This is a genomic window from Streptomyces sp. NPDC048106 (genome assembly GCF_040706415.1).
In the GTDB taxonomy this organism is placed as follows: domain Bacteria; phylum Actinomycetota; class Actinomycetes; order Streptomycetales; family Streptomycetaceae; genus Streptomyces.
The window spans coordinates 98,824-122,436 of record NZ_JBEZND010000025.1 but is presented as its reverse complement, the minus strand read 5'-3'; the positions used below and the strand labels follow the sequence as shown (position 1 = coordinate 122,436).

The following is a 23,613-nucleotide window of genomic DNA, read 5'->3' as shown; positions in this document are numbered from 1 at the left end:
CGCGCCGCCTGCTCCGTCGTCAGCCACATACCGTCGTCCATCCCCGACTCCTCGACACGCACGACCCACGTCCCCCTCTGATCAACCACGGATGAAACCCACATGTAAAAGTTGCGCAGCACCCCTCGAACGTTGACACGAACGTGTAAGTTTTCGGCCGGATCCTGCCACGCGGACACCACCGCAGCAACGCAACAACCGGGGGCCCACACGATGGGAACGTTGCGCACCAACCGGCTACCAGGCATGCCTCCACATACCTCAACTCCACCGCCCACAACCGAACACGGCACAGCACGGCCGGCGGCGAGGAAAAACACCGGCACACCCGCCCACCAGGCACAATCCACGCCCCGACCCGCCCGCAGCGGCCGCCGGAAGGCGGAAGGAGGTGGGAACCCCGTGTGCGGACCGGAACTCCAACCACCCTCCGTACAACCCGGTTACGGGCATGCTCAACCCTCTCCGGGGCCGTGAGGCAGGGGACGGTGCGCCGTTATCGGAGGGAAGGAATCCGGACACCGACCCGCCACAGGGACCCACACCATCGCCATCGAACGGTGGGTCCGGCACCAGCCGCAGGCGGAACTTCAGCACCGCGACGGACATCGTCCACGGCGTCCCGGAGGTCCCCCTCGCATCCCGGCCGGGAGGCCCTGGAGCAACTACCCGCGGGCGACGCCGAGATGACGCTGATCGCCGAGGGCGACGACCGCCGGATGCTGAACTTCACCTCACCCGGCTCTCCCGACGACGAGGACGAATGGTGACCTCCGGACCGGCCCGACCACACCACACACCAACCGGCCACAGGCCTGACCGCGGACCACCGCGCACCGGCCTGACCCACACAAGGGAGTGACAGCAAAGCGCCGACGACGCCACGGCACACACGCCCGCCCACCCTCCCCACCACCCCGGCAAGTACTGGGGCCCAGCGGCCAGGGAGCCAGGGAGCCGGTGAGATCTGAAGGGCGTGGGCCATGACGCGGCCACGCAACAGGGGATGTCAACACTTCATGACCGGCACCAGACGCACACCACGCGAGACCACCACCGAACCACCCGTACCCGCGGATGACACAGCCAATGGCCGCACAGGCGAGCGAAGACCGCACCCGGCACCCACGGAGAACTGCACCAGTGGACGCCGGCCGGGCCCCGAATCCGCAGCCCGGACAGCACGACCGGAAGCGGAAGACGCATCACCCTCACCAGCGGACGAACCCGGTCCTGACGAAGGCAGGACGGACGCCCGGCTGTTGGCCCCCGCCTCCCCAGTCCGGGCAGCACAAACAGTCAATACCAGCCCGGCACCCACGACCGAAAAACCACAGCCGAACGAACGGCAACTGGAGGAAAGCGACCGGGAATCGGTACTGACCCGGCTCTTCCAAACCCAGTACACACCCCTCCTGCGCCTCGCCTCACACCTCGGCGCGGACGACCCCGAGAACATCGTCGCCGAGGCCTACTACCAGCTCTGCAAACGCTGGCAACACCTCCATCACAAACAAGCCGCCCCCGCCTACCTCCGTACCACCATCCACAACCTCACGCGCATGCACCACCGCCGTCAGCACACCACCCACCACCACGCCCCACTCACCACCACACTCACCGAAACCGCCTTATCCGCAGAGACCACCGCCCTCCAGCACCACGACCACCGCACCCTCCGCCAAGCCCTCCAACAACTTCCCACCCGTCAGAAGCAAGCCCTCATCCTCCGTCACTGGCACGACCTCAAACAGGACGAAATCGCCTCCCTCCTCCACATCTCCGTCGGCACCGTCAAAACCCACACCCACCGCGCCCTCACCACCCTCACCCACACCCTCGCACCCCATCGATAAGCACCGCTGGCACAGGAGACCGCGGCTGCGGCAATCACCCCGCCGACAACTCCACAAGCCCCACGGCCCGCATCCGCGGTGGGAAACGACCTGCTGGGCATGCCGACCGATCACCCGCCACGTCCGCCAGAGCGGAGTTCGTGGCGGGTGATCCAGCAGGCCGTCGTGTGAGCGACGCAGCAACGCCACGCCGCGCGGCCCGAGTTCCTCGGTCAACTCGCCGGACCAGCGCATACCACACCACCGAACGCAGGATGGGACACGGCCGCACCGACGCTCAGACCCGGTCCAGCGGCCGATGCGGCCCGTCCGGCAGCACGATCTTGATCATGTCGCCGGGGCGCACCACGCCGCTCTCCTTGACGATGCCCATGATTCCGGCCTTGCGCACGATATTGCCGAGGTGGTCGCGACCGACGACCTGCTTCAGCAGCCCGTCCTGGAAGTTGTCGATCTGCAGACAGGGATTCCGCAGGCCGGTCACCTCGACCACGGCCTCCGCGCCGATGCGCAGCAGCGTGCCCACCGGCAGGTCCAGCAGTTCGATGCCGCGGGTGGTGATGTTCTCTCCGAGCTCGCCTGGAGCCACCCGGAAACCCGCCTCGCCGACCTCGTCGAAAAGTTCCTCGTGGATGAGGTGGACCTGGCGCAGGTTCGGCTGCGTGGGGTCCTGTGCGACACGCGAGCGGTGCTTGACCGTCACACCAGCGTGAACGTCACCTTCGACACCGAGGCCGGCGAGCAAGTCGATGCTCTCCCGGTTCGGCTTCGTGAACGAATACTCGCTGTTGCGGCTGACCGCCGTCACTACCCCGCTCATGTGCGGAAACCTCTCTTCGTAAAATCCTGAACGCCGCCACGAACCTAACTCTCCACTTTCCTACTGTTCCGACAAGGTCTGAGGGAACCGCTTGGGCTTTGGGATCCGCCTCGCGCAGGGTTGATCTGGCAGTAGCGTGATCGTCATGACGGCTGAGGACGAGGCACTGGTCGGCGGGATGGCGAACGCGGGGGCGGTCTTCCGCCGGGGTGCGTTGGTCGAGCGCCCAGCGCCGCGCAACGCGCGCGCTCTGCATGCCTATCTCTTCGCACTGAAGGAGCACGGCTTCGACGCGGCGCCGGCCCCTGTCGGTCTCACCGTGGATGGCCGCGAGCAACTGACCTTCGTCCCGGGCGACGTGGCGCTGCCGCCGTTCCCTGACTGGGCTATGACGAAGACTGCCCTCGAATCGGTGGGGAGTCTGCTGCGGCGCCTGCATGAGACCAGCGCGGCCGTCCCGGTCGACACCCATGCCGAGTGGCCCCGGGATCTGGCCGACCCGGAGGGGGGAACGATGCTGTGCCACAACGATGTGTGCCCGGAGAACGTCGTCTTCCGCGACGGACGTGCCGCGGCCCTGATCGATTTCGACTTGGCGGCCCCGGGTCGTGCCCTCTGGGACATCGCCATGGCCGCCCGCTACTGGGTGCCCATGCTGGATCCCGGATCCGCGGCCACTCTCTATCCCTTCGGGCCGGATGCGCCCGCACGGCTGCGGATCTTCGCCGACGGCTACGGCCTCTCGCCGCGGGACCGCGCCGACTTGCCCGGCGTCATCGAGCAGGCCACGGAGGTCTGCCGGGCCTTCGTCGCCCGCCGCGTGGCCGACGGTGACCCCGTCTATCTCCAGGCGTTGGCCGAGCGTGGTGGATGGGAACGCTGGGACCGCATGCAGACCTGGCTGGTGGACCACCGCACGACGTTCACGGCTGCCCTGCTGAACTGACCGGCCCGGAGGTTCGAGATGGTGGCCCGCGCCGGCAATCACTGTCACGGTGGCGTGCGGGAGGGTGTCCAGCCCCCGCAGGAAGAACGGTGATACGAGCGTGAGCTGATCCACCGCGGAAGGGTGGGCGGTAGCGGCCTCGACGGCGGCCGCGGCTCACACGGCGCAGCACCTCGCCCGGCGTCACCGACTCCAACACGCGTCGGCAGCCTGGCGGCCCTACGGCGTCGGCGTTTCGGTCTCGTTCTGCGTCGCCGCTCTCTCCGCCGCCGGCGCGGCCTCCGCCCTCGCAGCCCGGAGCGCCAGCGCCGCGTATCCACCACCAGCGACCATAAGCAGGCCTGCCGACGTGAAGACCGAGTCGATGGGGCCGAAGTGCGCCCCCGCCACCTCGGCGTGCAGACCATGCAGCGCGGTGCCGGCGAGCCAGCCGGCGGCGGACACGCCGACCAGCGCGGACAGTTGCTGGACGGGATTGAGCACCGCGACGACCCGGCCCAGGTGAGACTGCGGTACCGAGGAGAGCAGAACGGGCGTCAACGCGGTGTTGAGTCCGGCCAGGGGCAGGCCCACCACGACCAGGACGACGAGGGCGGGCCCCAGCCCGGTCAGGCGAGAGTAGACGACGACGCCCAGGCCGGTCAGTACCAGGCCGGCCGAGAACACCCGGCTCGCGCCCAGCCGGTCTGTGACCGTGGCCGCGACCAGTGCCCCGGCCACCAGCCCGAAGCCCAGCGCCATCTCCAGCGTGCCGTACCAGCGGGACGCGACGCCCAGGTTCTGGGTCACGAAGAACACGTTGAGCGAGTTCAGGGCACTCGTCCCCACCGTCGCCAGGCTGACACTGACGAGCAGGGCGGTGACCACCCGGCTGCGGACCACCAGCCGCAGCCCTGCGGTGAACTCGCCCCGCCAGTCCCTGACTTCGTCGGCGGGTACGACCTTGCCCGCCACACCCGGCCGCGCCGGTCGGACCGTCCGCACGGCCGCGAACGAGGCGAGGAACGACACCGCGTTGAGCAGCAGGGCCCAGCGCGCGCCGACGGTGAAGAGCAGCGGGGCGGCCAGCGGTGGCCCGGCGATGGTGGCGATGGCCTGGGTGGCCTGGCCGATACCGGCCGCCCGTGCCCGCTGGCCGGGCTCGACCACGTCGCCGATCAGCGCGAACCGGGCCGGGTTGAAGAACTGCGCGGCGCCGGTGGCCAGAAACACCGTCGTGTACACCGCGGTGAGGACGGCTCCGTCCGGCAGGGTCCCGTCGGGCAGGAATGCGACGGCGGTCAGCGCGCCGGTCAGCCCGGCCCGGACCAGGTCCGCTCCCATCATGACGCGCCGCCGGTCCCACCGGTCGACGAAAACCCCCGCGGGCGGTCCGACCAACAGGGTGCCCATCGCCACCGCGACCGCCAACCCCGAGACGGCGACCGGCGCATAGGACCGCCCGGCGAGCAGCACCGTGCCGATCCACAGCGCGAGTGTGGTGCTGAAGACGAAGTCTCCTGTCTGGGAGGCCAGTTGACCGAGCCATAACTTTCGGTAGTCCGGGTTGATGAGCATCACCCGAGCAGTGTGGTTGCTCTTGGTCAGAACCTCAAAGGGGCACCAGTCAGTTGGCTGAGGGCCCTGTCGAGGAGGCTTCGCAGTCGGGCGAGGGTCGGGGCGACGGCGGTGGCGAGCAGGGCCGTGCTGTCGGCAAGGGGTGCCAGAACGCACTGGCCTCCCGCCAGGTCGTCGATGAGGACGGTGTCGAGGGGTGTGCCGAGGTCGGGGGTGACGAGGAGGAGCTGTCCGGTCGCGCGGTGGTCGGCCAGTACGGCGGGTCCGTCCCAGGCCGGTGCGGGGGCGCCGTAGAACGTGTGCTGGTCGAGGATCGGCCGGTCGTCGCGCCGTACGGTCAGCCGGGTGGACAGGTGGCCCGGTGGTTCGGCGGACCGACCGAGGAGTTGTTCTTCGCGCAGGAGCAGCCGGGCGGTGCGGGCGAGTTCGACCCGGTACGTCTGGTGGAGGGTGCTGCCGCCGGCGCTGATCAGCGGCTGGGGCAGCCAGTGCAGGGACGCGTCCTCACCGACGGTGAGCCGTACGTCGTAGGTGGCGGGGTCGGGCGTGGGGCCGCGCAGGGCGAGGGTGGCGGCGGCTGTGCTCACCTCCAGTCGGGTGTGTGCTTCGGCGGTGATGTCGAGCGCGAGTCTGTCTCCGCCGAGGGGCGCGCTCATCGCGCCGAGTACACAGACCCGTGCCCGTTCTCCTCGGGGCCGTAGTCGGCGCAGGTGGAAGGGGCCGTCGCTGTGCAGGAGGGGGACCGTGGTGGTGCGGCCGTTGTGGGTGGCCCGGAGGCGGGCGGTGGCGCGGACGCCGGCCGGATGCGCGGGGGTCGGGCCGGTGGCGTGGGGAGCGTCGCCGGAGGGGGCGGGTGTGTCTACCGTGGCGGCAGTCAGGGACCGCGGGGTGTGCGGTTCGCCCTGCGGGTGGCGCGGTGAGAGGCCCGCGGCCGGTGCCGGGGCAGCCGTCTTCATCGGCCGGCCCCGGCGCGCCAGGCAGTGAGGCGCTCGCTGACCCAGGCGGTGACCGGTCGGATTCCGTCGTCGGTGGTGAGGCTGGTGAAGGCGAACGGCAGGCTCTTGCGCTGCTCGCGAGTGTCGGCCGCCATGGTGTTCAGGTCGGCTCCGACGTACGGCGCGAGGTCGGTCTTGTTGACCACGAGCAGGTCGGCGGTGGTGATGCCGGGGCCGCCCTTGCGGGGGATGTCGTCGCCGCTGGCCACGTCGATGACGAAGACCTGGGTGTCGACGAGTCCGCGGGAGAAGGTCGCGGTGAGGTTGTCTCCCCCGGACTCGATGAGGATCAGGTCGAGCGGGTGCAGGGCCTGTTCGAGTTGCTCGACGGCTTCGAGGTTGGCGGAGATGTCGTCGCGGATGGCGGTGTGGGGGCAGGCGCCGGTCTCCACGGCGGCGATCCGCTCCGGGGGCAGTACGGCCTCGCGGCGCAGGAAGGCGGCGTCTTCCTGGGTGTAGATGTCGTTGGTGACCACGGCGATGGAGAGCTGGTCGCGGAGGGTGCGGCACAGGGCGGCGACGGTCGCGGTCTTTCCCGAGCCGACCGGGCCGCCGAAGCCGATCCGCAGGGCGCGGCGGCTTCCGTCCGGGCGCTGGGGTGCGGCGCCGTAGGTGTGGCGGTGCGGCAGGGTCACGGGGTGATCGAGATGCACGGGGGCTCCAGGTCGTTCGGTGTGTCAGGAGGCGAAGAGGCGGACGGTCCAGGCGGCGTGCTGTTCGCCGGTGATGTCCAGCAGCGGAGCGGACGCGGCGGCCAGGACGGTGACGCCCTCGGCGGTGACCCGCGCCGCCGCGGCGACCGCGGCAGCGGCGAGGGTGTCGCAGTCGTCGGCGAGCCGTGCCAGGACCGCTGTGGCGTCGAGGGGGTCGAGGCTCAGCAGTCGCACGGCCGCGGTCGCCGGGCCGCCGATGCCCTCGTACAGGGCGGCGGTGGCCGCGTCGAGCGGGGTCAGCCCGGCCGCGCGGGCCGCGACGCCCAGGACGACGGGCTGGTGGGCCCCTTGGGGCCGGTGGTGGGCAAGGTGGTCGAGGTCGGGGCAGGGCCAGGTGGCGCGGGCGGCGCGCATCATCTGCCGGCCCAGGCGGCGCGCGACGCGACGCAGCGCCGGAGCGGGAGTGCGGGTGTCGGCGGCGTCGTCCAGAGCGAGGGCGTCGCATCCGGTGGCGGCCGCGGCGGCGAGACCGGCCGCGGTCAGTGCGGCGGTGTGCAGTCGCCCGCGGCAGAAGGCCTCCAGGCTCGCGGTGTCGTGCACGGCTCCGGAGGCGACGGCGGCCTCCATGCCGCCGGAGTGGGCGTGCCCTCCGGCGGGGAAGCGGCCGTCGGCCAGGACGAGCAGGGCGGTACGGCTCATGGGTTGACGGGCTCGCCTTTCATGAGAAGGCGCGGGGCCGGCCTCGTCGGCGCAGCCGGCCCCGGTCGATGGGAAGAGGCGGTCAGAACAGGAAGTACCGCTGGGCCATGGGCAGTTCGGTGGCGTAGTTCCGGCCGACCTCGTGCCCGTCCACGGTGGTGCGGACATCCGAGGTGGTGGCGCCGCCGATGGTGACCTCGAAGGTGTCGGGATCGACTTCGATGTCCGGCAGGCCGTTGTTGTGCACCATGTCGGCCTTGGTGACCGCCCGGGTGGAACGGATCGCCCGCAGCGGCTTGAGCAGTCCGAGTCGCGGCAGACGGCCGTCAACGGCCGCCTCCGAGACGAAGTTGAAGGAGTTCGCCGCCGGGGAACGGCCCTGGAAGCCCCAGACCGGGCGAGGCAGGTAGGGCTGGGGGGTGGGGATGGAGGCGTTGGCGTCTCCGATCTGTGCGTAGGCGATCTGACCGCCCTTGATCACCATGTGCGCTTTGACGCCGAAGAACTTCGGCTCCCACAGGACGAGATCGGCGAGTTTGCCGGTCTCGACGGAGCCGACCTCATGGCCGATGCCGTGGGTGATGGCCGGATTGATGGTGTACTTGGCGATGTAGCGCCGGGCACGGAAGTTGTCCGCGTGGGCGTCGTCCTCGCGCAGGTGGCCGTAGCGCGACTTCATGACGTGCGCGGTCTGCCAGGTCCGCATGATCATCTCGCCGATGCGTCCCATGGCCTGGGCGTCGGAGGACATCATCGAGATCGCGCCCATGTCGTGCAGCAGGTCCTCGGCGGCCATGGTGGAGGGCCGGATCCGGGAGTCGGCGAACGCCATGTCCGCGGGCACCTCGGGATTGAGGTGATGGCAGACGATCATCATGTCGACGTGCTCCTTGACGGTGTTCACCGTCAAGGGCCGGGTCGGGTTGGTCGATGCGGGCAGCACGTTCGGCCGCCCCACGAGCTCGATCATGTCCGGGGCGTGGCCACCGCCGGCACCCTCGATGTGGAAGATGTGCAGGCTGCGGTACCTGGCTTCCGTCGTCTTGCCGCGGTGCGCGGTCGCGGCCAGGGTGTGCTGCACGAACCCCGACTCGTTGAGCGAGTCGGCGTGCAGCGCGACCTGGACACCGGTCTCCTCGCAGACGTCCAGAGCCGCGTCGATCACAGCGGGCGTGGCTCCCCAGTCCTCGTGGATCTTGAAGCCGAGGGCGCCTGCCGCGACCTGGTCGAGCAGCGCCTTCCGCGAGACGGTGCTGCCCTTGGCGAGCAGGCCGACGTTCACCGGGAAGGCGTCCAGCGCCTCGAACATCCGCTGGATGTGCCACTCACCGGGCGTCACAGTGGTGGCCGTACTGCCCTCGGCGGGGCCGGTGCCACCGCCGATCAGCGTGGTCACACCCGAGGCGAGCGCCTCGTGGATCTGCCCGGGGCACAGGAAGTGCACATGGGTGTCGACACCGCCCGCGGTGAGGATGCGCCCCTTGCCGGAGATCACCTCCGTCTCCGGGCCCACGACGAAGTGCGAGGCGCGTGGGTCTTTGTGGGGCCGCCGCGACATGGTCTCGGGGTTGTACGCCTTGCCGATCGCCTGGATGCGGCCGTCGCGCAGTCCGACGTCGGCCTTGACCACGCCCCAGTGGTCCAGGATCAGTGCCCCGGTGATCACCGTGTCCACCGGCAGGCGCGGGTCGTCACGCGGGATGTGCGACTGGCCCATGGACTCGCGGATCACCTTGCCGCCGCCGAAGACCATCTCGTCGCCGCTGCGTCCCGGGCCTCCGCACCAGTCCTCCTCCACCTTCAGGACGAGATTGGTGTCGGCGAGCCGGACCCGGTCGCCGGTGGTCGGCCCGTACAGGTCGGCGTGGCGGGAACGCCGCAACGGGTCCCAGGGGTGTTCGGTCTCGCCGGGCTGTTCGATCTTGTCGGGCTGTTCAGTCTTGTGGGGCATCGAGGTGCTTCTCCTCGTCGCTCTTGCCGGCCTGAAGTCCGTGGACGATCCGTTCGCCGGCGATGGGGACCAGCATCACGGTCCGCCGGTCATGGGGTTCGAAGCGCTCGGAGGTGCCGGACGGGATGTGCAGCCGCATGCCGTGGGCCGCTTCGCGGACGAAGTCCAGGCCCTCGTTGGCCTCGGCAAAGTGGAAGTGGGAGCCAACCTGGATCGGACGGTCCTTGGGATTGGTCACCTCCAACGGCACCGGCGCGGCGCCCTCGTTGAACACCACGCGGTGTTCGTCGTCGTCCGGCAGCAGGTCCAGCTTCCCGGGATGGACGTCCACCTTGGTGGCCGCCTCGTCGAACGGGTCGTGGATGGTCACCAGCTTCGTGCCGTCCGGGAACGTCGCCTCGACCTGCACGTTGTCGATCATCTCCGGGACGCCGTCCATGACTTCGCCGCGCCGCAGCACATGCCGACCGGACTCCATCACGGCATCGACCGTCGCCCCGGCCCGCGCCTCCTCGTAGACGTGTGCCGTCAACAGGGCCATGACCTCGGGGTAGTTCAGCGGCAGCCCGCGCTCACGGCGCCGCTGGGCGACGTCGGCCGCCACATGGACCAGCAGGCGTTCCTGTTCATGCGGGGTCAGATGCATACGGCCCCCTCTCCTGATCGTCGTTCTCCTGCGCACGCCGCCTCCTCGGGCAACGCGGTGCGATGCCCGTCATGCGTGCGCCGGCCAGGAATCGATCATCGGGAAGGTGGGGACCTCGATGCGGGGAATCGGTCCCACGGGCCCTGAAGGAATGAACCGGAAGCGGGGCCGTCACGGGGGCGCAGTCACCGGCACGCCGACCGCCCCTGCCCCACCTCGCACGAGCGCCGGGGACGGGACCGGGGCCGGGGCCACGGGCAGGAGACCGCAGACGAGCGCGCAGAGGGCGGCGCCCGTGGCCCCGGTTGCGCCCGGCTCTCACCCGATGCGGTGATCGTCGTCCAGGAAATTTGCCTGTCCGGACCGGGCCGGGCCGACATCGCGGGGCCCGGAAGTGCCGGAAACGCGGCGTCCCGCCCGGCACTTGCCGCGCCGCGACCCGACATTCTCACAAGAACTTTATGCACACGAGCGACTACTCTCGGTGTCCATGCGAGCTGCCTCCGTCACGCGAAGCGGCCGCTCCGTGCCGCGGGTCGGAGCGGTCCTCGTCGTGCTGCTGGCCACGCTCCTGCATGTCTTCGTCTGCTGTCACGGCCCCACGGCGTCTGCCTCTCCGCAAGCGGACACCCTGTCGCGGGCGACGCCTCTCGCCCATGAGCAGGTCTCCCCCGACCCGCATCGGGGGACCACCGCCGGGCAGAGCGCACCCGTCCCCCACAACGAGCCTCACTGCTGGGGCCTGGACCAGCCGACCATCCAGCCCCCGCAAAACGAGGGGATGGCTGAGCCACCCCTCCCCGCCGTACTGCCGGCCGAACCGGCCGACTTCCGACCCGCCGTCCCTCCCTCGGGGCATCACGGGTCTCGGCTGCGGTCCGCGGCGTCGTCCGCCGGACATACGCGGGCCCTTCTCGGCGTGTGGCGGACCTGATCGGTCCCGCGCCGTGCCCCACCCCCGGTGGGCCGCACGGCGGCCGATCACCCCGCCCCCCTTTCTCACCCAACGGCCGGCTGCCCGTCATGGCGCCGACCGCAGGAGAAGCACGCCATGAACCACCCCGAACACGCCGGACCCCCGCTGTCTCCGGTCCAGTCGCCGGTTGCCGCCAAGCAGCCCCTGCGCACCCCTGCCGGACTCGTCGGCGACACCCCCGCCCTGTGGATCGGCGAGCCCTTCACCGCCTCCGGCCGAGGCTTCTGGGCCAAGCTCGAAGGCCACAACCCCGGCGGCATCAAGGACCGCGCCGCCCTGCACATGGTCCGCGCCGCGCGCGACCGGGGCCGACTCGTGCCCGGCGCGCGCATCATCGAGTCGACCTCCGGCACCCTGGGCCTCGGCCTGGCCCTGGCCGGCGCGACGTACGGCCATCCGGTCACCGTCGTCACCGACCCCGGCATGGAACCGCTCATGACGGGCCTGCTCACCGCCTACGGCGCCCAGGTCGACCTCGTCACGACGCCCCACCCGGAAGGGGGCTGGCAGGAAGCCCGCCGGCAGCGCGTCGAGGAACTCCTCGCCGCCCACCCGGACGCCTGGTGCCCCAACCAGTACAGCAACCCCGACAACGTCGCCGCCTACGCCCCGCTCGCCCACGAACTCCTCGCCCAGCTCGGCCGTATCGACACCCTGGTCGTCTCCGTCGGGACCGGCGGCCACTCGGCCGGCATCGGGTCCGTCCTGCGCCGCCGCCTCCCCCACCTGCGGATCGTCGGGGTCGACACCACCGGATCCACGATCTTCGGCCAGCCCGCCGCCTCCCGGCTCATGCGCGGCCTGGGCTCCAGCATCTACCCGCGCAACGTCGCCTACGACCTCTTCGACGAGGTCCACTGGGTCGCCGCCCCCGAAGCCGTGTGGGCCGCCCGTCACCTCGCCCGCCACCACTACGCCACCGGCGGCTGGAGCGTCGGCGCCGTCGCCCTCGTCGCCCGTTGGCTGGCCCGCGCGCTGCCCCCGCGGAACCGGATCGTCACGGTCTTCCCCGACGGGCCGCAACGCTATGTGGGCACGGTCTTCGACGACGCCTACTGCCGTCGCCACGACCTCATCGGTCATCTGCCGGCCGACGAACCCGACGAGATCTCCGACAGCCGGGAGCGCGTCATCACCCGCTGGACCCGCTGCACCCGCGTCGTCGACCCCCTCGACCGCCCCGAGCTCCACGGTCTCGTGGGAGTCGCCCGATGAAGCAGTTGTGGCAGCAGACCCGTTCGTTCCCGTCCGGCGCACGGCTGATGATGGCCAACCAGTTCGCCATCAACCTCGCCTTCTACATGCTCATGCCCTACCTGGCGGCACACCTGTCCGACGGGCTCGGACTGGCCGCCTGGGCCGTCGGACTCGTCCTCGGCGTCCGCAACTTCTCCCAGCAGGGCATGTTCCTCATCGGCGGCACGCTCGCCGACCGTCTCGGCTACAAGATCCCCATCATGGCCGGGTGCCTGCTGCGCACGCTGGGCTTCGCCCTGCTCGGCTGGGTGGACAGCCTCCCCGCACTCATCGTGGCCTCCGCCGCGACGGGCTTCGCGGGCGCCCTGTTCAACCCCGCCGTCCGCGCCTGCCTGGCCGCCGAGGCGGGCGAGCGGCGCGTGGACGCCTTCGCCACCTTCAACGTCTACTACCAGGCAGGCGTGTTGCTCGGACCAGTCGTCGGACTCGCCCTGCTGGCCGCCGACTTCCGCCTGGTGTGCACCGTCGCCGCCGCCGTCTTCGCCGCCCTCACGCTGCTCCAGTGGCGCGCGCTGCCCACAGGCCACCGACGCGCGAACGACGGCAGAGAGGACAGTGTGCTGTCGCAGTGGCGCGGCATCGTGGCCAACCGGCCGTTCCTCCTCTTCTCCGCGGCCATGATCGGCTCGTACGTCCTCACCTTCCAGGTCTATCTCGCCCTGCCGCTCGCCGCGTCCGACGCCCTCGGCACCGAGGGGACCGCGGTCACCAGTGGGCTGTTCGTCATCTCCGCCGCCGTCGCCGTGGTGGGCCAACTACGGCTCACCGGCTGGGCCAAGTCCCGCTGGCAGCCGAGCGAGGCAGTGGTGCGGGGCCTGGCCGCGATGGGGCTCGCGTTCGTGCCGCTGGCACTGAGCCCGCGCGGCTCCACGACGGCCGTACTCGTCTCCCTGGTCGCCGCGGTGGTCCTGCTGGCGGCCGGATCAGCGGTCGTCTACCCCTTCGAGATGGACACCGTGGTCGCCCTGTCCGGCAACCGCCTGGTCGCCACGCACTACGGCTTCTACAACACCGTCTCCGGACTCGGCATCACCCTGGGCAACCTCGGCACCGGCGCGCTCTGGGACTACGCCGGGCGCCATGACGCCACCTGGCTGACCTGGGCGGCCCTGACCGCGACCGGCACGGGCTGCGCGGCAGCGGTCGCGGCCCTCGCCCGGACCGGACGGCTCACCGCTCCCCACCGGCGGCCTGCCGCGGCGTGAGCCACGGCGCCCGGCGGCTCCGGCCCGACGGCCGGGGCCGCCCGGGTCGTCACGGCCGTGGCCTGCCGGATCGAAGCCCTCCCGAACCCGCCCGTCAGCCCCGGCAGATGCAGAAGGGATGACCGACCGGATCAGTGAGGACCCGCGCCCTGGCGGCGTCATGGGGCTGGTGGTCCGGCTTGCCCGCGCCCAGCTCCAGCAGCCGGGCCTCCGCCTCGTCCAGATCCTCGACGTCGAAGCACAGGTGCATCTGCTGGGGCACGGTCTGGCCCGGCCAGCGCGGCGCCCGGTAGTCGTCGACCCGCTGAAAGCCGATGAAGAGTCCGTGGTCACCGTTGAGACCCGCGAAGTCGGCGTCCGACTTCGGGTGCGGTTCAAGGCCGGTGGCCTGCTGGTAGAACGCCGCCAACGCCATCGGGTCGGGGCAGTCGAGCGTTATCGCGGTCAGCTTCATCCGCAGGGACATGGCGTCTCCAGGCCGATCGGTGGACTTCCGCCATGAACCCTAAAGGCGGCCACGGCTGCGGGCGGCTCGTGACCGAAGTGCCCGGGCGGAGGCGCCGTGGCGTTACCCGTCCTGGCAGGCCCTGGCTCTGAACTCCGCCATGGGGACGGTGATCTCGGCGTCGTCGCCGCTGTCCGAGACGCTGTCGTAGCGGACCTTTCCGGGGGTGAGCCGGTCCCGGTCGGCCAGGGTGAAGGAGATGCCGCTCGCCGACCCCGAGTTGTCCTTGGTCCACCCGTAGAGCGTGTAGGTGGTCTTGGTGGTGAGCGGGGCGAGGGGCCTGGTAGCGGTCCAGCCGGCAGCGGGGGAATCGAGCGTCCAGGTCGTGAGACCCCGGGTGAGGGGGCGGTCGGCGGTCCACGAACCGACCTCCTTCTGTTTGTCGACGTCGTCGCTTTCCACGTAGAGGGTCGCGCCGTCGATCTGATGTCCGCAGACCACCATGACGCCGAGCAGGTGACCGTCGGCGGTCACGGAGATACCGGCGACGGCGTCCACGGGAACGGTGCATCCTGACGTCGCGGTCAGGGCGGCACCGACCGCGACGGCGCCGGCGAAGCGCCGGAACACCGGACGTGACGTGGTCGACCCCATGCTCAGCCCCTTGCCCAGGGTGCGCGGGTGGCCCCTGGACAGGGATGTTAAGGGGCGGGCGGCAGCCGACGACAGTGTCGCCACCGGCTCGGCGCGGGCAGCCCGGCGGCGCCAGTGGCCGGTGCGTCCTTTGCTAGACTGTGAGCGACCTGGACTGTGTGAGCGAGGAGTCGCAGACGTGGTGGGTGAAGACGACATCTCGGGGTGAGACCCGGATCTGACGGCCACCGGCCGGTGCTCAGGAGCGCCGCCGACGTGGTCCGTTTAGTCGTACCCACTTTTCCCACGTCTGCCCAGGGCAGAGGTCCCAACACCCTGCCCTCAGTACCTTCGAGGTCTCCTTCATGTCCGACGCCGCCGTCGTCTGCTCGCATCTCTCCTTCGCCTGGCCGGACGACACCCCGGTCTTCCACGACCTGTCCTTCACCCTGGCCACCGGACGTACGGGCCTGGTCGCGCCCAACGGCTCCGGCAAGAGCACGCTGCTCAAGCTGATCGCCGGTGAACTCAGGCCCACCACCGGCTCGTTGTCCGTCAGCGGGACGCTGGGCTACCTCCCGCAGAGCCTGCCCCTGACCGGCGATCTCACCGTCGCCGAGGTCCTCGGCGTCGCCGAGGTCATCCGCGCCCTGGACGCCGTCGAGTCCGGGGACGTGAGCGAGGAGCACTTCACCACCATCGGCGACGACTGGGACATCGAGGAGCGCACCCGCGCCCAGCTCGACCGCCTGGGCCTGGCCGACCTCACCCTGGACCGCGGCCTGAACACGCTCAGCGGCGGCCAGGTCGTCTCCCTCGGCCTCGCCGCCCAGTTGCTCAGGCGCCCTGACGTACTGCTGCTCGACGAGCCGACCAACAACCTCGACCTGGCGGCCCGGCACAAGCTCTACGAGGTACTCGAAGACTTCACCGGCTGCCTGCTGCTGGTCAGCCACGACCGCGCGCTGCTCGACCGCATGGAACGCATCGCCGAACTCGGCAGCGACGAACTACGCCTGTACGGCGGCGACTTCAGCGACTACGAGGAGGCCGTGCGCGCCGAGCAGGAAGTCGCCGAGAAGAACGTCCGCAACGCCGAGCAGGAACTCAAGCGCGAGAAGCGGGAGATGCAGCAGGCCCGTGAACGCGCCGAGCGCCGGGCGAGCAACGCCGCCCGCAACCTCAAGAACGCCGGGCTGCCTCGCATCTTCGCCGGCAACATGAAGCGCGGCGCGCAGGAGTCCGCGGGCCGGGCCGGCCAGATGCACGCGTCCCGGGTCAGCGAGGCCAGGGCCCGCCTCGACGAGGCCGGACGCGCGCTGCGCGACGAGCAGCGCCTCACCCTGGAACTGCCCGACACCCAGGTGCCCGCCGGGCGCACCCTCTTCCTCGGCGAGGGACTGCAGGCGCACCACGCCGGCCGGGCCGTGTTCGCCGACGGAGGCGTCGACGTGAGCGTCCGCGGCCCCGAGCGCATCGCGCTGACCGGGCCCAACGGCGCTGGCAAGACCACCCTGCTGCGGCTGATCACCGGTGACCTCACCCCGGACGGCGGGGCGATCAAACGCGGCGACGGCCGGATCGCCTACCTCTCGCAGCGCCTGGACCTGCTGGACCTCGACCGCACCGTGGCCGAGAACTTCGCCGCCTTCGCCCCCGATCGGCCCGAGGCGGAGCGGATGAACCTGCTCGCCCGCTTCCTCTTCCGGGGCGCCCGTGCGCACCTGCCGGTCGGGGTCCTCTCGGGCGGCGAACGGCTGCGGGCCACCCTCGCCTGCGTGCTGTGCGCGGAACCGGCTCCCCACCTGCTCCTGCTCGACGAGCCGACCAACAACCTCGACCTGGTCAGCGTGGGCCAGTTGGAGAGCGCGCTCGACTCCTACCAGGGCGCCTTCATGGTGGTCAGCCACGACGAGCGGTTCCTCGCCGAGATCGGGGTGAACCGCTGGCTGCGGCTGGCCGACGGAACGCTGACGGAGACGGCGGCGCCCGCGGTGTGAACCGCCGACGTGTGACGTGGCCCGCGCACGAGGCCCTGTGCCCGGCGGGCCGACCACCGATCACATCGGACGGACCTCCATGCCCCAGACCGCTCTGCTCGCCCACGACCTCGTCCGCGTCCTCGGCGGCCGTCGCGTCCTCGACGGCGTCCACCTGACCGCCTCCCCCGGCCGGCGTATCGGCCTGATCGGGGAGAACGGCACCGGCAAGTCCACCCTGCTGCGGGTGCTCGCCGGCGTGGACGAACCCGACGCCGGAAGCGTCTCCCGCCCCGCCGACCTCGGTTTCCTGCACCAGGAGATGCCCTTCGACGCCGACTCGACCCTCGGCGCGGTGCTCGACGAGGCGCTGCGCGAGGCCCGCGAGGACCTCGCGGAACTCGAACGACTCGGCGCCGAACTGGCCCGCGTCCCCGAGGACGACCCCGGCCACCGGGAACTCCTCGACGCCTACGGCCGGCGTCTGGAGGGGGCCCAGGACCGGGAGTCCTGGGACGCCGACCGGCGCGCGGCCCTCGTGCTGGACGGGCTGGGCCTCGGCGCGCTCGGCCACGACCGCACGCTCGGTTCACTGTCCGGCGGGCAGCGCGGTCGGCTGGCCCTGGGGGCGCTGCTGGTCAGGCGGCCTTCGGCGCTGCTGCTCGACGAGCCGACCAACCACCTCGACGACGGCGCCGCCGCCTTCCTGGAGGAGCAGATCCGGGGCCTGCCCGGATGCGTGGTGCTCGCCAGCCACGACCGGGCGTTCCTCGACGCCGTCTGCACCGATCTGATCGACCTCGACCCGGCGGTGGACGGCCCGGTCCGCTATGGCGGCAACTACAGCGCCTACCTGGGCGAGAAGCGCGCCGAGCGGGTCCGCTGGGAGCGGCGGTACGCCGAGGAGCAGCAGCGACTGGAGGAGCTGCGGCACGCGGCGGGCGTGACCGCGCACCTGGTCGCGCCGGACCGGGGCCGGCGCGACAACGAGAAGATGGGCTACGGCCACCGGGCGGGCCGGGTGCAGAACCAGATCTCCCGCCGGGTGCGCGACGCCACCCAGCGGCTGGAGGAACTGGAGCGCACCCGGGTCACCGAGCCGCCGCGCCCGCTGCGGTTCGCGGCCGGGGAGCTGGCCGCCCGTGCGGAGGAGGGTCCGCGGCCGCTGGTCCGTCTCCGCGACGTACGGGTGCCCGGCCGGCTCACGCTGGACGCCCTGGAGGTGCGGGCCACCGACCGGCTGCTGGTCACCGGTGGCAACGGGGCGGGCAAGTCGACGCTGCTCGCGGTGCTCGCCGGTCACCTGCCGGCCGAGGGCGAGGTGCACAGGCGACAACGGCTTACGGTGGGGCTGCTCACCCAGGACACCGTGTTCGAACGGCCCGAGCGCACGGTCCGTGACACCTACGCGCAGTCCCTGGGACCGGCGCGGGCCGAGCGGGTGCCGCTGGGCTCGCTCGGGCTGATGCACGAAGCGGACCTGGACAAACCCGTCGGCCGGCTGTCCGTCGGGCAGCGCCGACGGCTCGCGCTGGCCCTCCTGGTGGCCTGCCCGCCCCAGTTGCTGCTGCTCGACGAGCCCACGAACCACCTGTCCCCGCGGCTGTGCGACGAGCTGGAGGATGCCTTGGGCACCGGACCGGGCGCGGTCGTCCTTGCCAGCCACGACCGCTGGCTGCGGCGACGGTGGCAAGGCCGGGAACTCCGGCTGGAACCGGCACCCGGACAGCGGGGCGTCACGGCGCCGACGGCCCGTTCCGGCACCTGAACAGGGCGCTGCGCCTCCTGGAGAAACAGGCAGGCCGCCTCTGGTTCAGGATCGGTCCGGTGTCCGTACCGCTCGCCCCACCTCGGCCCGCAGCGTCACGAACTCCGGCAGGCTCCGTGTCGCGATCTGGTCGCGTTTCAAGGGGAGTTGCACCGGCAGGTCGCGGACGACGCGGGAGCCTGGGCCCGCGGAGAGGACGACCACGCGGTCGCCGACACAGACGCTCTCGTCGATGTCGTGGGTGACGAACACGATCGTGGGGCCGTCCGTCCGGTGCACCTCCAGGAGCAGGTCTTCCAGGTCCTCGCGGGTCTGGGCGTCCAGGGAGCCGAAGGGCTCGTCCCTGAGCAGCAGGCGGGGGCGGACGACCAGGGCACGGGCGATGGCGACCCGCTGCCGCATGCCGCCGGAGAGCTGCCAGGGGTATCGGCGGGCCGAGGCTTCCAGACCGACGCGTTCCAGGATGCGTTCGGCCTCGGCCCGCCGCCCGGCCCGGCGCAGTCCTTGGCGGCGCAGCGGCAGGGCCACGTTGTCGCGGACCGTGAGCCACGGCAGCAGTGAGCGGCCGTAGTCCTGGAAGACGACCGCGAGCCGATCCGGCACCCCGGTGACCGGTGTGCCGTCGATCGTGACCTCGCCCTCGCGTACGGGCAGCAGACCGGCGCCCAGCGAGTGACCGACACCGCCCGCGGAGTGCAGGCTGACGAACGCGGCGCGTCCGGTGCCCAGGGCGTGGCCCGCGGCCATGGCCACGGCAGAGGACTCCTGTAGCCCGAGGACATAGCCAGCAGGTCCGAACGCGACTCGGCGTCGGCGAGCAGGAAACCGATGCCGTTCTCGGTGCCGGGCAGCAGCTCCGAGAACACCATGAGGATCAGCCCGAGCGACAGGCTCAGCCGCAGCCCGGCGAAGACGCGGGGCAGCGCGGAGGGCAGAATCACGTACCAGAGCCGCTCGGCGGGGGTGGGCCGCAGTACGGCCGAGACCTCCAGGCGCAGTGAATCGGTGGTACGGGCGCCCTCCGCCGTGTTGACGAGGACGGGCCACACGGCGCTGAACACGATCGACGAGACCTGCATCGGCGTGCCGAAGTCGAGGACCACGACGAAGACCGGGACCAGGGCGGGCGGCGGGACGGCAAGCGCGAACTGGAGCACCGGATCGCACAGCGCGTAGGCCCGTCGGGAGCGGCCGATCACCACTCCGAGCGTGATCCCGGCGACTGCGGCGAGCGTGAAGCCGGCCACCATCCGGCCGAGGCTCGGCCCGATGGTGTCGAACGCGGCGTCGGTGAGGAAGAGATGGCTCACGGGTCCGGAGAACCACAGGTCGTAGGCGTGGCGCACGATCCGGGACGGCGGCGGAAAGAAGACGCTGCCGCGCGCGGGCCGCCAGCTCCCAGGCGACGGCGGCAGCGGCCAGGACCGGCCGGCGCAGCAGGGCACCGAGCGCGGGCCGCGCCGCCCCGGCCCTCGGCGGAGCCGTCACTCCCGCCCCTCCCGCCGGTCGGGGGTCCAGGGGAAAAACCGCCGTTCCGCCCACACCAGTACGCCGTTGACGACCAGGCCGAGCGAACCCGCCCACACCACGCCCGCGAGCACGTCCCGCGCGCCGTCCGTGGCCAGTTGTGCCTGCGCCATGAAGATCCCGAGGCCCTCGCCGAATCCGGACAGCAGCTCCGTGGACCGGGCCCCACGTAACCTCTTCCTGTGCCCGCCTCCCGTCTGCATCGCGTCGCCGTCCTCGTGCTCGAGGGGGCGAAGCCGCTCGATGTCGGAATTCCCGCGCAGGTCTTCACGACCCGCGCGAGCATGCCGTACGAGGTGCGGATGTGCGGGGCGACACCCGGTCTCGTGGCCGGCGGCGACGGTCTCGCGTACTACGTCGCCCATGGCCTCGACGCGCTCGCGTGGGCCGACATCGTCTTCGTGCCCGGCTACCGGTTCCCGGACCGCGACGACCCGCCGCGGGCCGTCGTCGACGCGCTGATCGCCGCCCACGACCGGGGCGCGCGGCTTGCCGCCATCTCGACGGGCGCCTTCGCGCTCGCCGCCACGGGGCTGCTCGACGGCAGGCGCGCCACGACGCACTGGCACTACACGCGGGCCCTCGCGGCCCGGCATCCACTCGTCCGGGTCGACGAGAACGTGCTGTTCGTCGACGAGGGCAGCGTGCTCACCTCGGCCGGCGCCGCCTCCGGCATCGACCTGTGTCTGCACATCCTGCGCGGCGACCTCGGAGTGGCCGCGTCCAACCACGCGGCCCGGCGTCTGGTCGCCGCCCCCTACCGCAGCGGCGGCCAGGCCCAGTACGTGCCGCGCAGCGTCCCCGAGCCACTCGGTGAGCGCTTCGCCGCCACCCGCGAGTGGGCGCTGCACCGGCTCGGCGAGCCTCTCACCCTCGACACGCTGGCGCGGCAGGCCGAGGTCTCGCCGCGCACGTTCTCCCGGCGCTTCGTGGAGGACACCGGCTACACGCCGATGCAGTGGGTGATGCGCGCCCGCATCGACCTGGCCCGCGAACTGCTCGAACGCTCGCAGCGCAGCGTCGAACAGATCGCCGCCGACGTCGGGCTCGGCACCGGCGCGAACCTGCGCCTGCACTTCCAGCGCATCCTCGGCACCACACCGAGCGAGTACCGGCGCACCTTCACCCGGGGCGAGTGACCCGCCCGGGGCACCGTGTGATCCTTTCGCACCCCGTGTGGCGGGATCCAGCGTGGCGGGATCCTTTTGAACCGTGGCGATCCCGCCACTGTCAGCGGCGCGTGCCGCGGGCGAACCTGGTGGCGAAGGGAAGGGACACCACTCATGACTCGCATCGCCATCAACGGATTCGGCCGCATCGGACGCAATGTGCTGCGCGCGCTGCTGGAGCGCGACAGCGCTCTGGAGATCGTCGCCGTCAACGACCTGACGGAGCCCGCCACGCTCGCCCGGCTGCTCGCCTACGACAGCACGGCCGGCCGGCTCGGACGCCCGCTCACCGTCGACGGGGACGTCCTCGTCGTGGACGGCCGTCGGATCACCGTGCTGGCCGAGCGCGAACCGGAGCGGCTGCCGTGGGCCGAACTCGGAGTCGACATCGTCCTGGAGGCCACCGGCCGTTTCACCTCGGCCAAGGCCGCCCGCGCCCACCTCGACGCGGGCGCGAGGAAGGTACTCGTCAGCGCGCCGTCGGACGGCGCCGACGTCACGCTCGCGTTCGGGGTCAACACCGACGCCTACGACCCGGCCGTCCACACGATCGTCTCGAACGCCTCCTGCACCACCAACGCGCTCGCGCCGCTGGCCGCGGTCCTCGACGAACTCGCCGGTATCGAGCACGGGTTCATGACGACGGTGCACGCCTACACGCAGGAGCAGAACCTGCAGGACGGTCCGCACCGCGACGCCCGTCGCGCCCGGGCCGCCGGGATCAACATCGTGCCGACCACGACCGGCGCCGCCAAGGCGATCGGTCTGGTGCTGCCGAACCTCGACGGCAGGCTGTCGGGTGACTCGATCCGCGTACCGGTGCCGGTGGGCTCGATCGTCGAACTCAACACGACCGTCGCCCGCGACGTGACCCGTGACGACGTGCTGGCGGCGTACCGCGCCGCCGCGCAGGGGCCGCTCGCCGGCATCCTCGAGTACTCGGAGGACCCGCTGGTGTCGTCCGACATCACGGGCAATCCGGCCTCGTCGATCTTCGACTCGGCCCTCACCCGCGTCGACGGCCGCCACGTCAAGGTGGTCGCGTGGTACGACAACGAGTGGGGCTTCTCGAACCGCGTGATCGACACTCTCGAGTTGCTCGCCACCCGCTGACCGGACGTTCAGGAGGCGGTCGGCCGGCGAGGTGGCGGGACGGCGCGAAGCAGCTCCCACAGGGGCCGTGAGCCGGCCGCCCACACCGCGAGGGTGTGCCGGTCGACCACGTGGAGGCGTTGCTGCCTGGCGAAGGCCACGGCCGGGGTGGTGACCCGGCCGTTCGTCACGATGACCGCGACGTCGGCTCCGTGGACCTGTCGAGCGGTGCCGTTGAGGACCTGGAGGTCCGGTGTGCCGACCGCGGACCCGGCGAGACCCTGGCGGCGGTGTTTGCACTGGATCACCCACCGCCGCCCGTAGGGGTCGGTGGCCTTCACGTCGGCGCCCAGGTCCCCGCCGCCTCCGACCCGGACCGCGTCCCGGCAGCCGTCGCGGTGCATCAGGTCCCGCACCGCGTCCTCGAACCGGGCATGGTGCAGGGCGTCGAGCTGAGCCAGCCCGTAGCGCAGGCCCTGCGCGCGGACCTGTTCCCACCGCGCCCGCTGCCGCTTCCGGTGGAACCAGCCGCCGCCGGCCAACGCCGCGAGCACGGCGGCGGCAGCCGGCACCCACCAGTGCGCCAGCAGCCAGTTGACGACGGTCACCACCAAGGCCAGCGCCAGAACCGCGGCCGCCAGGAGGCCGATCAGCCGGTGGTCGTCCCGGCGTTGCCGCCGCCGACCCGGCCCGCGCGCCCGCCGCCGCGCCGGCGGGCGCCTGCTCGTCGCCCTGCCCGTGGACCGGCGCGCACTCATCGGACCGCCTCCGTGACGCCGCTCGCGCACTGCGGCAGAACCGCCACGCTGATGGTCAGCACCCGTCCAGCCCTCCCCCACCGACCGGCCACTCCACGGGCACGGCAGGACGCCGCCCCGGCCTTCTTGTGTAGCGGCGCCCCAGTGACGCCGGAGGCGGATTGTCGGTGAATGGCACGAAGCCATCGGATCTGGCCGAATTCCGCGCGGCAGCCCAGCGCGCGAGGCCCGCTTCTCATGGCACGTCCTGTTCAGGAAAGGCGCTGGATCATCGAACGCATCCCGCCTTACCGTGGGCGTCATGAGCGATCACTCGGAATCCCCCGTCGCGCCCGTCCGCGCGTTTGAACCCCCTTACTACGCGGCTGTCTTCACCGCGGTGCGAACCCAGGACCAGAGCGGTTACAGCGAGACCAACGCACGTATGGAAGACCTGGTGAAGGACGTTCCGGGGTTCCTGGGCATGGACCACGCGCAGACTCCGGGCGGGCTGTCCATCACCGTCGGGTACTTCCGCGACGCCGACGCCCTTACCGAGTGGCGGCGCAACGCCGAACACCGCGCGGCGCAGAAGCGCGGGCAGGCCGAGTGGTACCAGAGCTACACGCTGCACGTGGCGAAAGTGGAGCGGAGCCACGGGTTCACGCGACCGTAGGGGGTGCCTGGATCCGGCTCCGCCCG

General features: G+C 71.5%; 21 protein-coding genes and 1 pseudogene. 9 read left to right on the top strand and 13 right to left on the bottom strand.

What is annotated here, in order from left to right:
• The first annotated feature begins 1,262 nt into the window (after positions 1-1,262).
• Positions 1,263-1,856 (top strand): sigma-70 family RNA polymerase sigma factor, encoded by a 594-nt coding sequence (locus AB0927_RS24705; RefSeq protein ID WP_366669880.1) that lies wholly within the window; start codon positions 1,263-1,265, stop codon positions 1,854-1,856.
• A 277-nt stretch (positions 1,857-2,133) separates the two neighbouring features.
• Here AB0927_RS24705 and AB0927_RS24700 read toward each other — a convergent pair whose 3' ends face one another.
• Entirely contained in the window at positions 2,134-2,676 is a 543-nt protein-coding gene (locus AB0927_RS24700) for an MOSC domain-containing protein (RefSeq protein ID WP_366669879.1), read from the bottom strand.
• A 145-nt stretch (positions 2,677-2,821) separates the two neighbouring features.
• Here AB0927_RS24700 and AB0927_RS24695 point away from each other — a divergent pair, with 145 nt between their 5' ends.
• Positions 2,822-3,622, top strand: a complete 801-nt coding sequence (locus AB0927_RS24695; protein ID WP_366669878.1) for an aminoglycoside phosphotransferase family protein — start codon at positions 2,822-2,824, stop codon at positions 3,620-3,622.
• Between the two features lie 219 nt (positions 3,623-3,841).
• Here AB0927_RS24695 and AB0927_RS24690 read toward each other — a convergent pair whose 3' ends face one another.
• The 6 genes from AB0927_RS24690 to AB0927_RS24665 form a co-directional block, all read right to left on the bottom strand.
• A complete protein-coding gene (locus AB0927_RS24690) occupies positions 3,842-5,179 on the bottom strand; it encodes an MFS transporter (protein ID WP_366669887.1) in 1,338 nt (445 codons plus the stop codon).
• Positions 5,180-5,205: 26 nt separating this feature from the next.
• A complete protein-coding gene (locus AB0927_RS24685) occupies positions 5,206-6,135 on the bottom strand; it encodes an urease accessory protein UreD (RefSeq protein WP_366669877.1) in 930 nt (309 codons plus the stop codon).
• Entirely contained in the window at positions 6,132-6,827 is a 696-nt protein-coding gene (ureG, locus tag AB0927_RS24680; protein ID WP_366669876.1) for an urease accessory protein UreG, read from the bottom strand. Before ureG ends, AB0927_RS24685 begins: the two co-directional genes overlap by 4 nt.
• Positions 6,828-6,851: 24 nt before the next feature.
• The gene (locus tag AB0927_RS24675; protein WP_366669875.1) at positions 6,852-7,526 is read right to left on the bottom strand and encodes an urease accessory UreF family protein; all 675 of its coding nucleotides are present in this window, start codon (positions 7,524-7,526) and stop codon (positions 6,852-6,854) included.
• A gap of 82 nt (positions 7,527-7,608) precedes the next feature.
• Positions 7,609-9,477, bottom strand: a complete 1,869-nt coding sequence (locus AB0927_RS24670; protein ID WP_366669874.1) for an urease subunit alpha — start codon at positions 9,475-9,477, stop codon at positions 7,609-7,611.
• Positions 9,461-10,123: an urease subunit gamma gene (locus AB0927_RS24665; RefSeq protein WP_366669873.1), complete on the bottom strand. Its 663-nt coding sequence runs from the start codon at positions 10,121-10,123 to the stop codon at positions 9,461-9,463. The genes AB0927_RS24670 and AB0927_RS24665 overlap by 17 nt, the downstream gene beginning before the upstream one ends.
• Positions 10,124-11,174: 1,051 nt before the next feature.
• Between AB0927_RS24665 and AB0927_RS24660 the strand changes: the two genes are divergently transcribed.
• Together AB0927_RS24660 and AB0927_RS24655 are read left to right on the top strand one after the other, a co-directional pair.
• Entirely contained in the window at positions 11,175-12,314 is a 1,140-nt protein-coding gene (locus tag AB0927_RS24660) for a PLP-dependent cysteine synthase family protein (RefSeq protein WP_366669872.1), read from the top strand.
• Positions 12,311-13,561 carry an MFS transporter gene (locus tag AB0927_RS24655; protein WP_366669871.1) on the top strand — a complete coding sequence of 417 codons (1,251 nt, stop codon included), beginning with the start codon at positions 12,311-12,313 and terminating at the stop codon, positions 13,559-13,561. Before AB0927_RS24660 ends, AB0927_RS24655 begins: the two co-directional genes overlap by 4 nt.
• 94 nt (positions 13,562-13,655) lie before the next feature.
• Here the strand turns inward: AB0927_RS24655 and AB0927_RS24650 are convergent, their stop codons facing one another.
• Both AB0927_RS24650 and AB0927_RS24645 read right to left on the bottom strand, forming a co-directional pair.
• Entirely contained in the window at positions 13,656-14,027 is a 372-nt protein-coding gene (locus tag AB0927_RS24650; RefSeq protein ID WP_366669870.1) for a VOC family protein, read from the bottom strand.
• A 102-nt stretch (positions 14,028-14,129) separates the two neighbouring features.
• The gene (locus tag AB0927_RS24645) at positions 14,130-14,660 is read right to left on the bottom strand and encodes a hypothetical protein (RefSeq protein WP_366669869.1); all 531 of its coding nucleotides are present in this window, start codon (positions 14,658-14,660) and stop codon (positions 14,130-14,132) included.
• 344 nt (positions 14,661-15,004) lie between these two features.
• Between AB0927_RS24645 and AB0927_RS24640 the strand changes: the two genes are divergently transcribed.
• Both AB0927_RS24640 and AB0927_RS24635 read left to right on the top strand, forming a co-directional pair.
• Entirely contained in the window at positions 15,005-16,639 is a 1,635-nt protein-coding gene (locus AB0927_RS24640; protein ID WP_366669868.1) for an ABC-F family ATP-binding cassette domain-containing protein, read from the top strand.
• 79 nt (positions 16,640-16,718) lie between these two features.
• Positions 16,719-18,386: an ABC-F family ATP-binding cassette domain-containing protein gene (locus tag AB0927_RS24635; protein WP_366669867.1), complete on the top strand. Its 1,668-nt coding sequence runs from the start codon at positions 16,719-16,721 to the stop codon at positions 18,384-18,386.
• A 45-nt stretch (positions 18,387-18,431) separates the two neighbouring features.
• Here AB0927_RS24635 and AB0927_RS24630 read toward each other — a convergent pair whose 3' ends face one another.
• The 3 genes and pseudogenes from AB0927_RS24630 to AB0927_RS24620 form a co-directional block, all read right to left on the bottom strand.
• Positions 18,432-19,139, bottom strand: coding sequence for an ABC transporter ATP-binding protein (locus AB0927_RS24630; protein WP_366669866.1), 708 nt, complete (start codon positions 19,137-19,139; stop codon positions 18,432-18,434).
• A 92-nt stretch (positions 19,140-19,231) separates the two neighbouring features.
• Positions 19,232-19,636 (bottom strand): annotated as a pseudogene (locus tag AB0927_RS24625) (ABC transporter permease subunit); the annotation flags it as partial.
• Between the two features lie 234 nt (positions 19,637-19,870).
• Positions 19,871-20,026, bottom strand: coding sequence for a hypothetical protein (locus AB0927_RS24620; RefSeq protein ID WP_366669865.1), 156 nt, complete (start codon positions 20,024-20,026; stop codon positions 19,871-19,873).
• A gap of 69 nt (positions 20,027-20,095) precedes the next feature.
• Here AB0927_RS24620 and AB0927_RS24615 point away from each other — a divergent pair, with 69 nt between their 5' ends.
• Together AB0927_RS24615 and gap are read left to right on the top strand one after the other, a co-directional pair.
• On the top strand, positions 20,096-21,052 hold the full coding sequence (locus AB0927_RS24615) for a helix-turn-helix domain-containing protein (protein WP_366669864.1): 957 nt from the start codon (positions 20,096-20,098) through the stop codon (positions 21,050-21,052).
• Positions 21,053-21,196: 144 nt separating this feature from the next.
• On the top strand, positions 21,197-22,195 hold the full coding sequence (gene gap, locus AB0927_RS24610; protein WP_366669863.1) for a type I glyceraldehyde-3-phosphate dehydrogenase: 999 nt from the start codon (positions 21,197-21,199) through the stop codon (positions 22,193-22,195).
• 8 nt (positions 22,196-22,203) lie between these two features.
• On the opposite strand, the gene AB0927_RS24605 is transcribed toward gap, so the two are convergent.
• On the bottom strand, positions 22,204-22,932 hold the full coding sequence (locus AB0927_RS24605; protein ID WP_366669862.1) for a restriction endonuclease: 729 nt from the start codon (positions 22,930-22,932) through the stop codon (positions 22,204-22,206).
• A gap of 301 nt (positions 22,933-23,233) precedes the next feature.
• On the opposite strand from AB0927_RS24605, the gene AB0927_RS24600 reads away from it, so the two are divergent.
• Positions 23,234-23,587, top strand: a complete 354-nt coding sequence (locus tag AB0927_RS24600; RefSeq protein WP_366669861.1) for an antibiotic biosynthesis monooxygenase — start codon at positions 23,234-23,236, stop codon at positions 23,585-23,587.
• Positions 23,588-23,613: the final 26 nt, after the last annotated feature.

Coding starts and splice junctions, on each gene's coding strand:
- AB0927_RS24670 (WP_366669874.1), bottom strand. CDS start 9,477: ATGCCCCACAAGACTGAACAGCCCGACAAGATCGAACAGCCCGGCGAG.
- AB0927_RS24665 (WP_366669873.1), bottom strand. CDS start 10,123: ATGCATCTGACCCCGCATGAACAGGAACGCCTGCTGGTCCATGTGGCG.
- AB0927_RS24650 (WP_366669870.1), bottom strand. CDS start 14,027: ATGTCCCTGCGGATGAAGCTGACCGCGATAACGCTCGACTGCCCCGAC.
- AB0927_RS24620 (WP_366669865.1), bottom strand. CDS start 20,026: ATGGCGCAGGCACAACTGGCCACGGACGGCGCGCGGGACGTGCTCGCG.
- AB0927_RS24675 (WP_366669875.1), bottom strand. CDS start 7,526: ATGAGCCGTACCGCCCTGCTCGTCCTGGCCGACGGCCGCTTCCCCGCC.
- AB0927_RS24700 (WP_366669879.1), bottom strand. CDS start 2,676: ATGAGCGGGGTAGTGACGGCGGTCAGCCGCAACAGCGAGTATTCGTTC.
- AB0927_RS24685 (WP_366669877.1), bottom strand. CDS start 6,135: ATGAAGACGGCTGCCCCGGCACCGGCCGCGGGCCTCTCACCGCGCCAC.
- AB0927_RS24660 (WP_366669872.1), top strand. CDS start 11,175: ATGAACCACCCCGAACACGCCGGACCCCCGCTGTCTCCGGTCCAGTCG.
- AB0927_RS24655 (WP_366669871.1), top strand. CDS start 12,311: ATGAAGCAGTTGTGGCAGCAGACCCGTTCGTTCCCGTCCGGCGCACGG.
- AB0927_RS24690 (WP_366669887.1), bottom strand. CDS start 5,179: ATGCTCATCAACCCGGACTACCGAAAGTTATGGCTCGGTCAACTGGCC.
- gap (WP_366669863.1), top strand. CDS start 21,197: ATGACTCGCATCGCCATCAACGGATTCGGCCGCATCGGACGCAATGTG.
- AB0927_RS24605 (WP_366669862.1), bottom strand. CDS start 22,932: ATGAGTGCGCGCCGGTCCACGGGCAGGGCGACGAGCAGGCGCCCGCCG.
- AB0927_RS24640 (WP_366669868.1), top strand. CDS start 15,005: ATGTCCGACGCCGCCGTCGTCTGCTCGCATCTCTCCTTCGCCTGGCCG.
- AB0927_RS24635 (WP_366669867.1), top strand. CDS start 16,719: ATGCCCCAGACCGCTCTGCTCGCCCACGACCTCGTCCGCGTCCTCGGC.
- AB0927_RS24645 (WP_366669869.1), bottom strand. CDS start 14,660: ATGGGGTCGACCACGTCACGTCCGGTGTTCCGGCGCTTCGCCGGCGCC.
- AB0927_RS24695 (WP_366669878.1), top strand. CDS start 2,822: ATGACGGCTGAGGACGAGGCACTGGTCGGCGGGATGGCGAACGCGGGG.
- AB0927_RS24600 (WP_366669861.1), top strand. CDS start 23,234: ATGAGCGATCACTCGGAATCCCCCGTCGCGCCCGTCCGCGCGTTTGAA.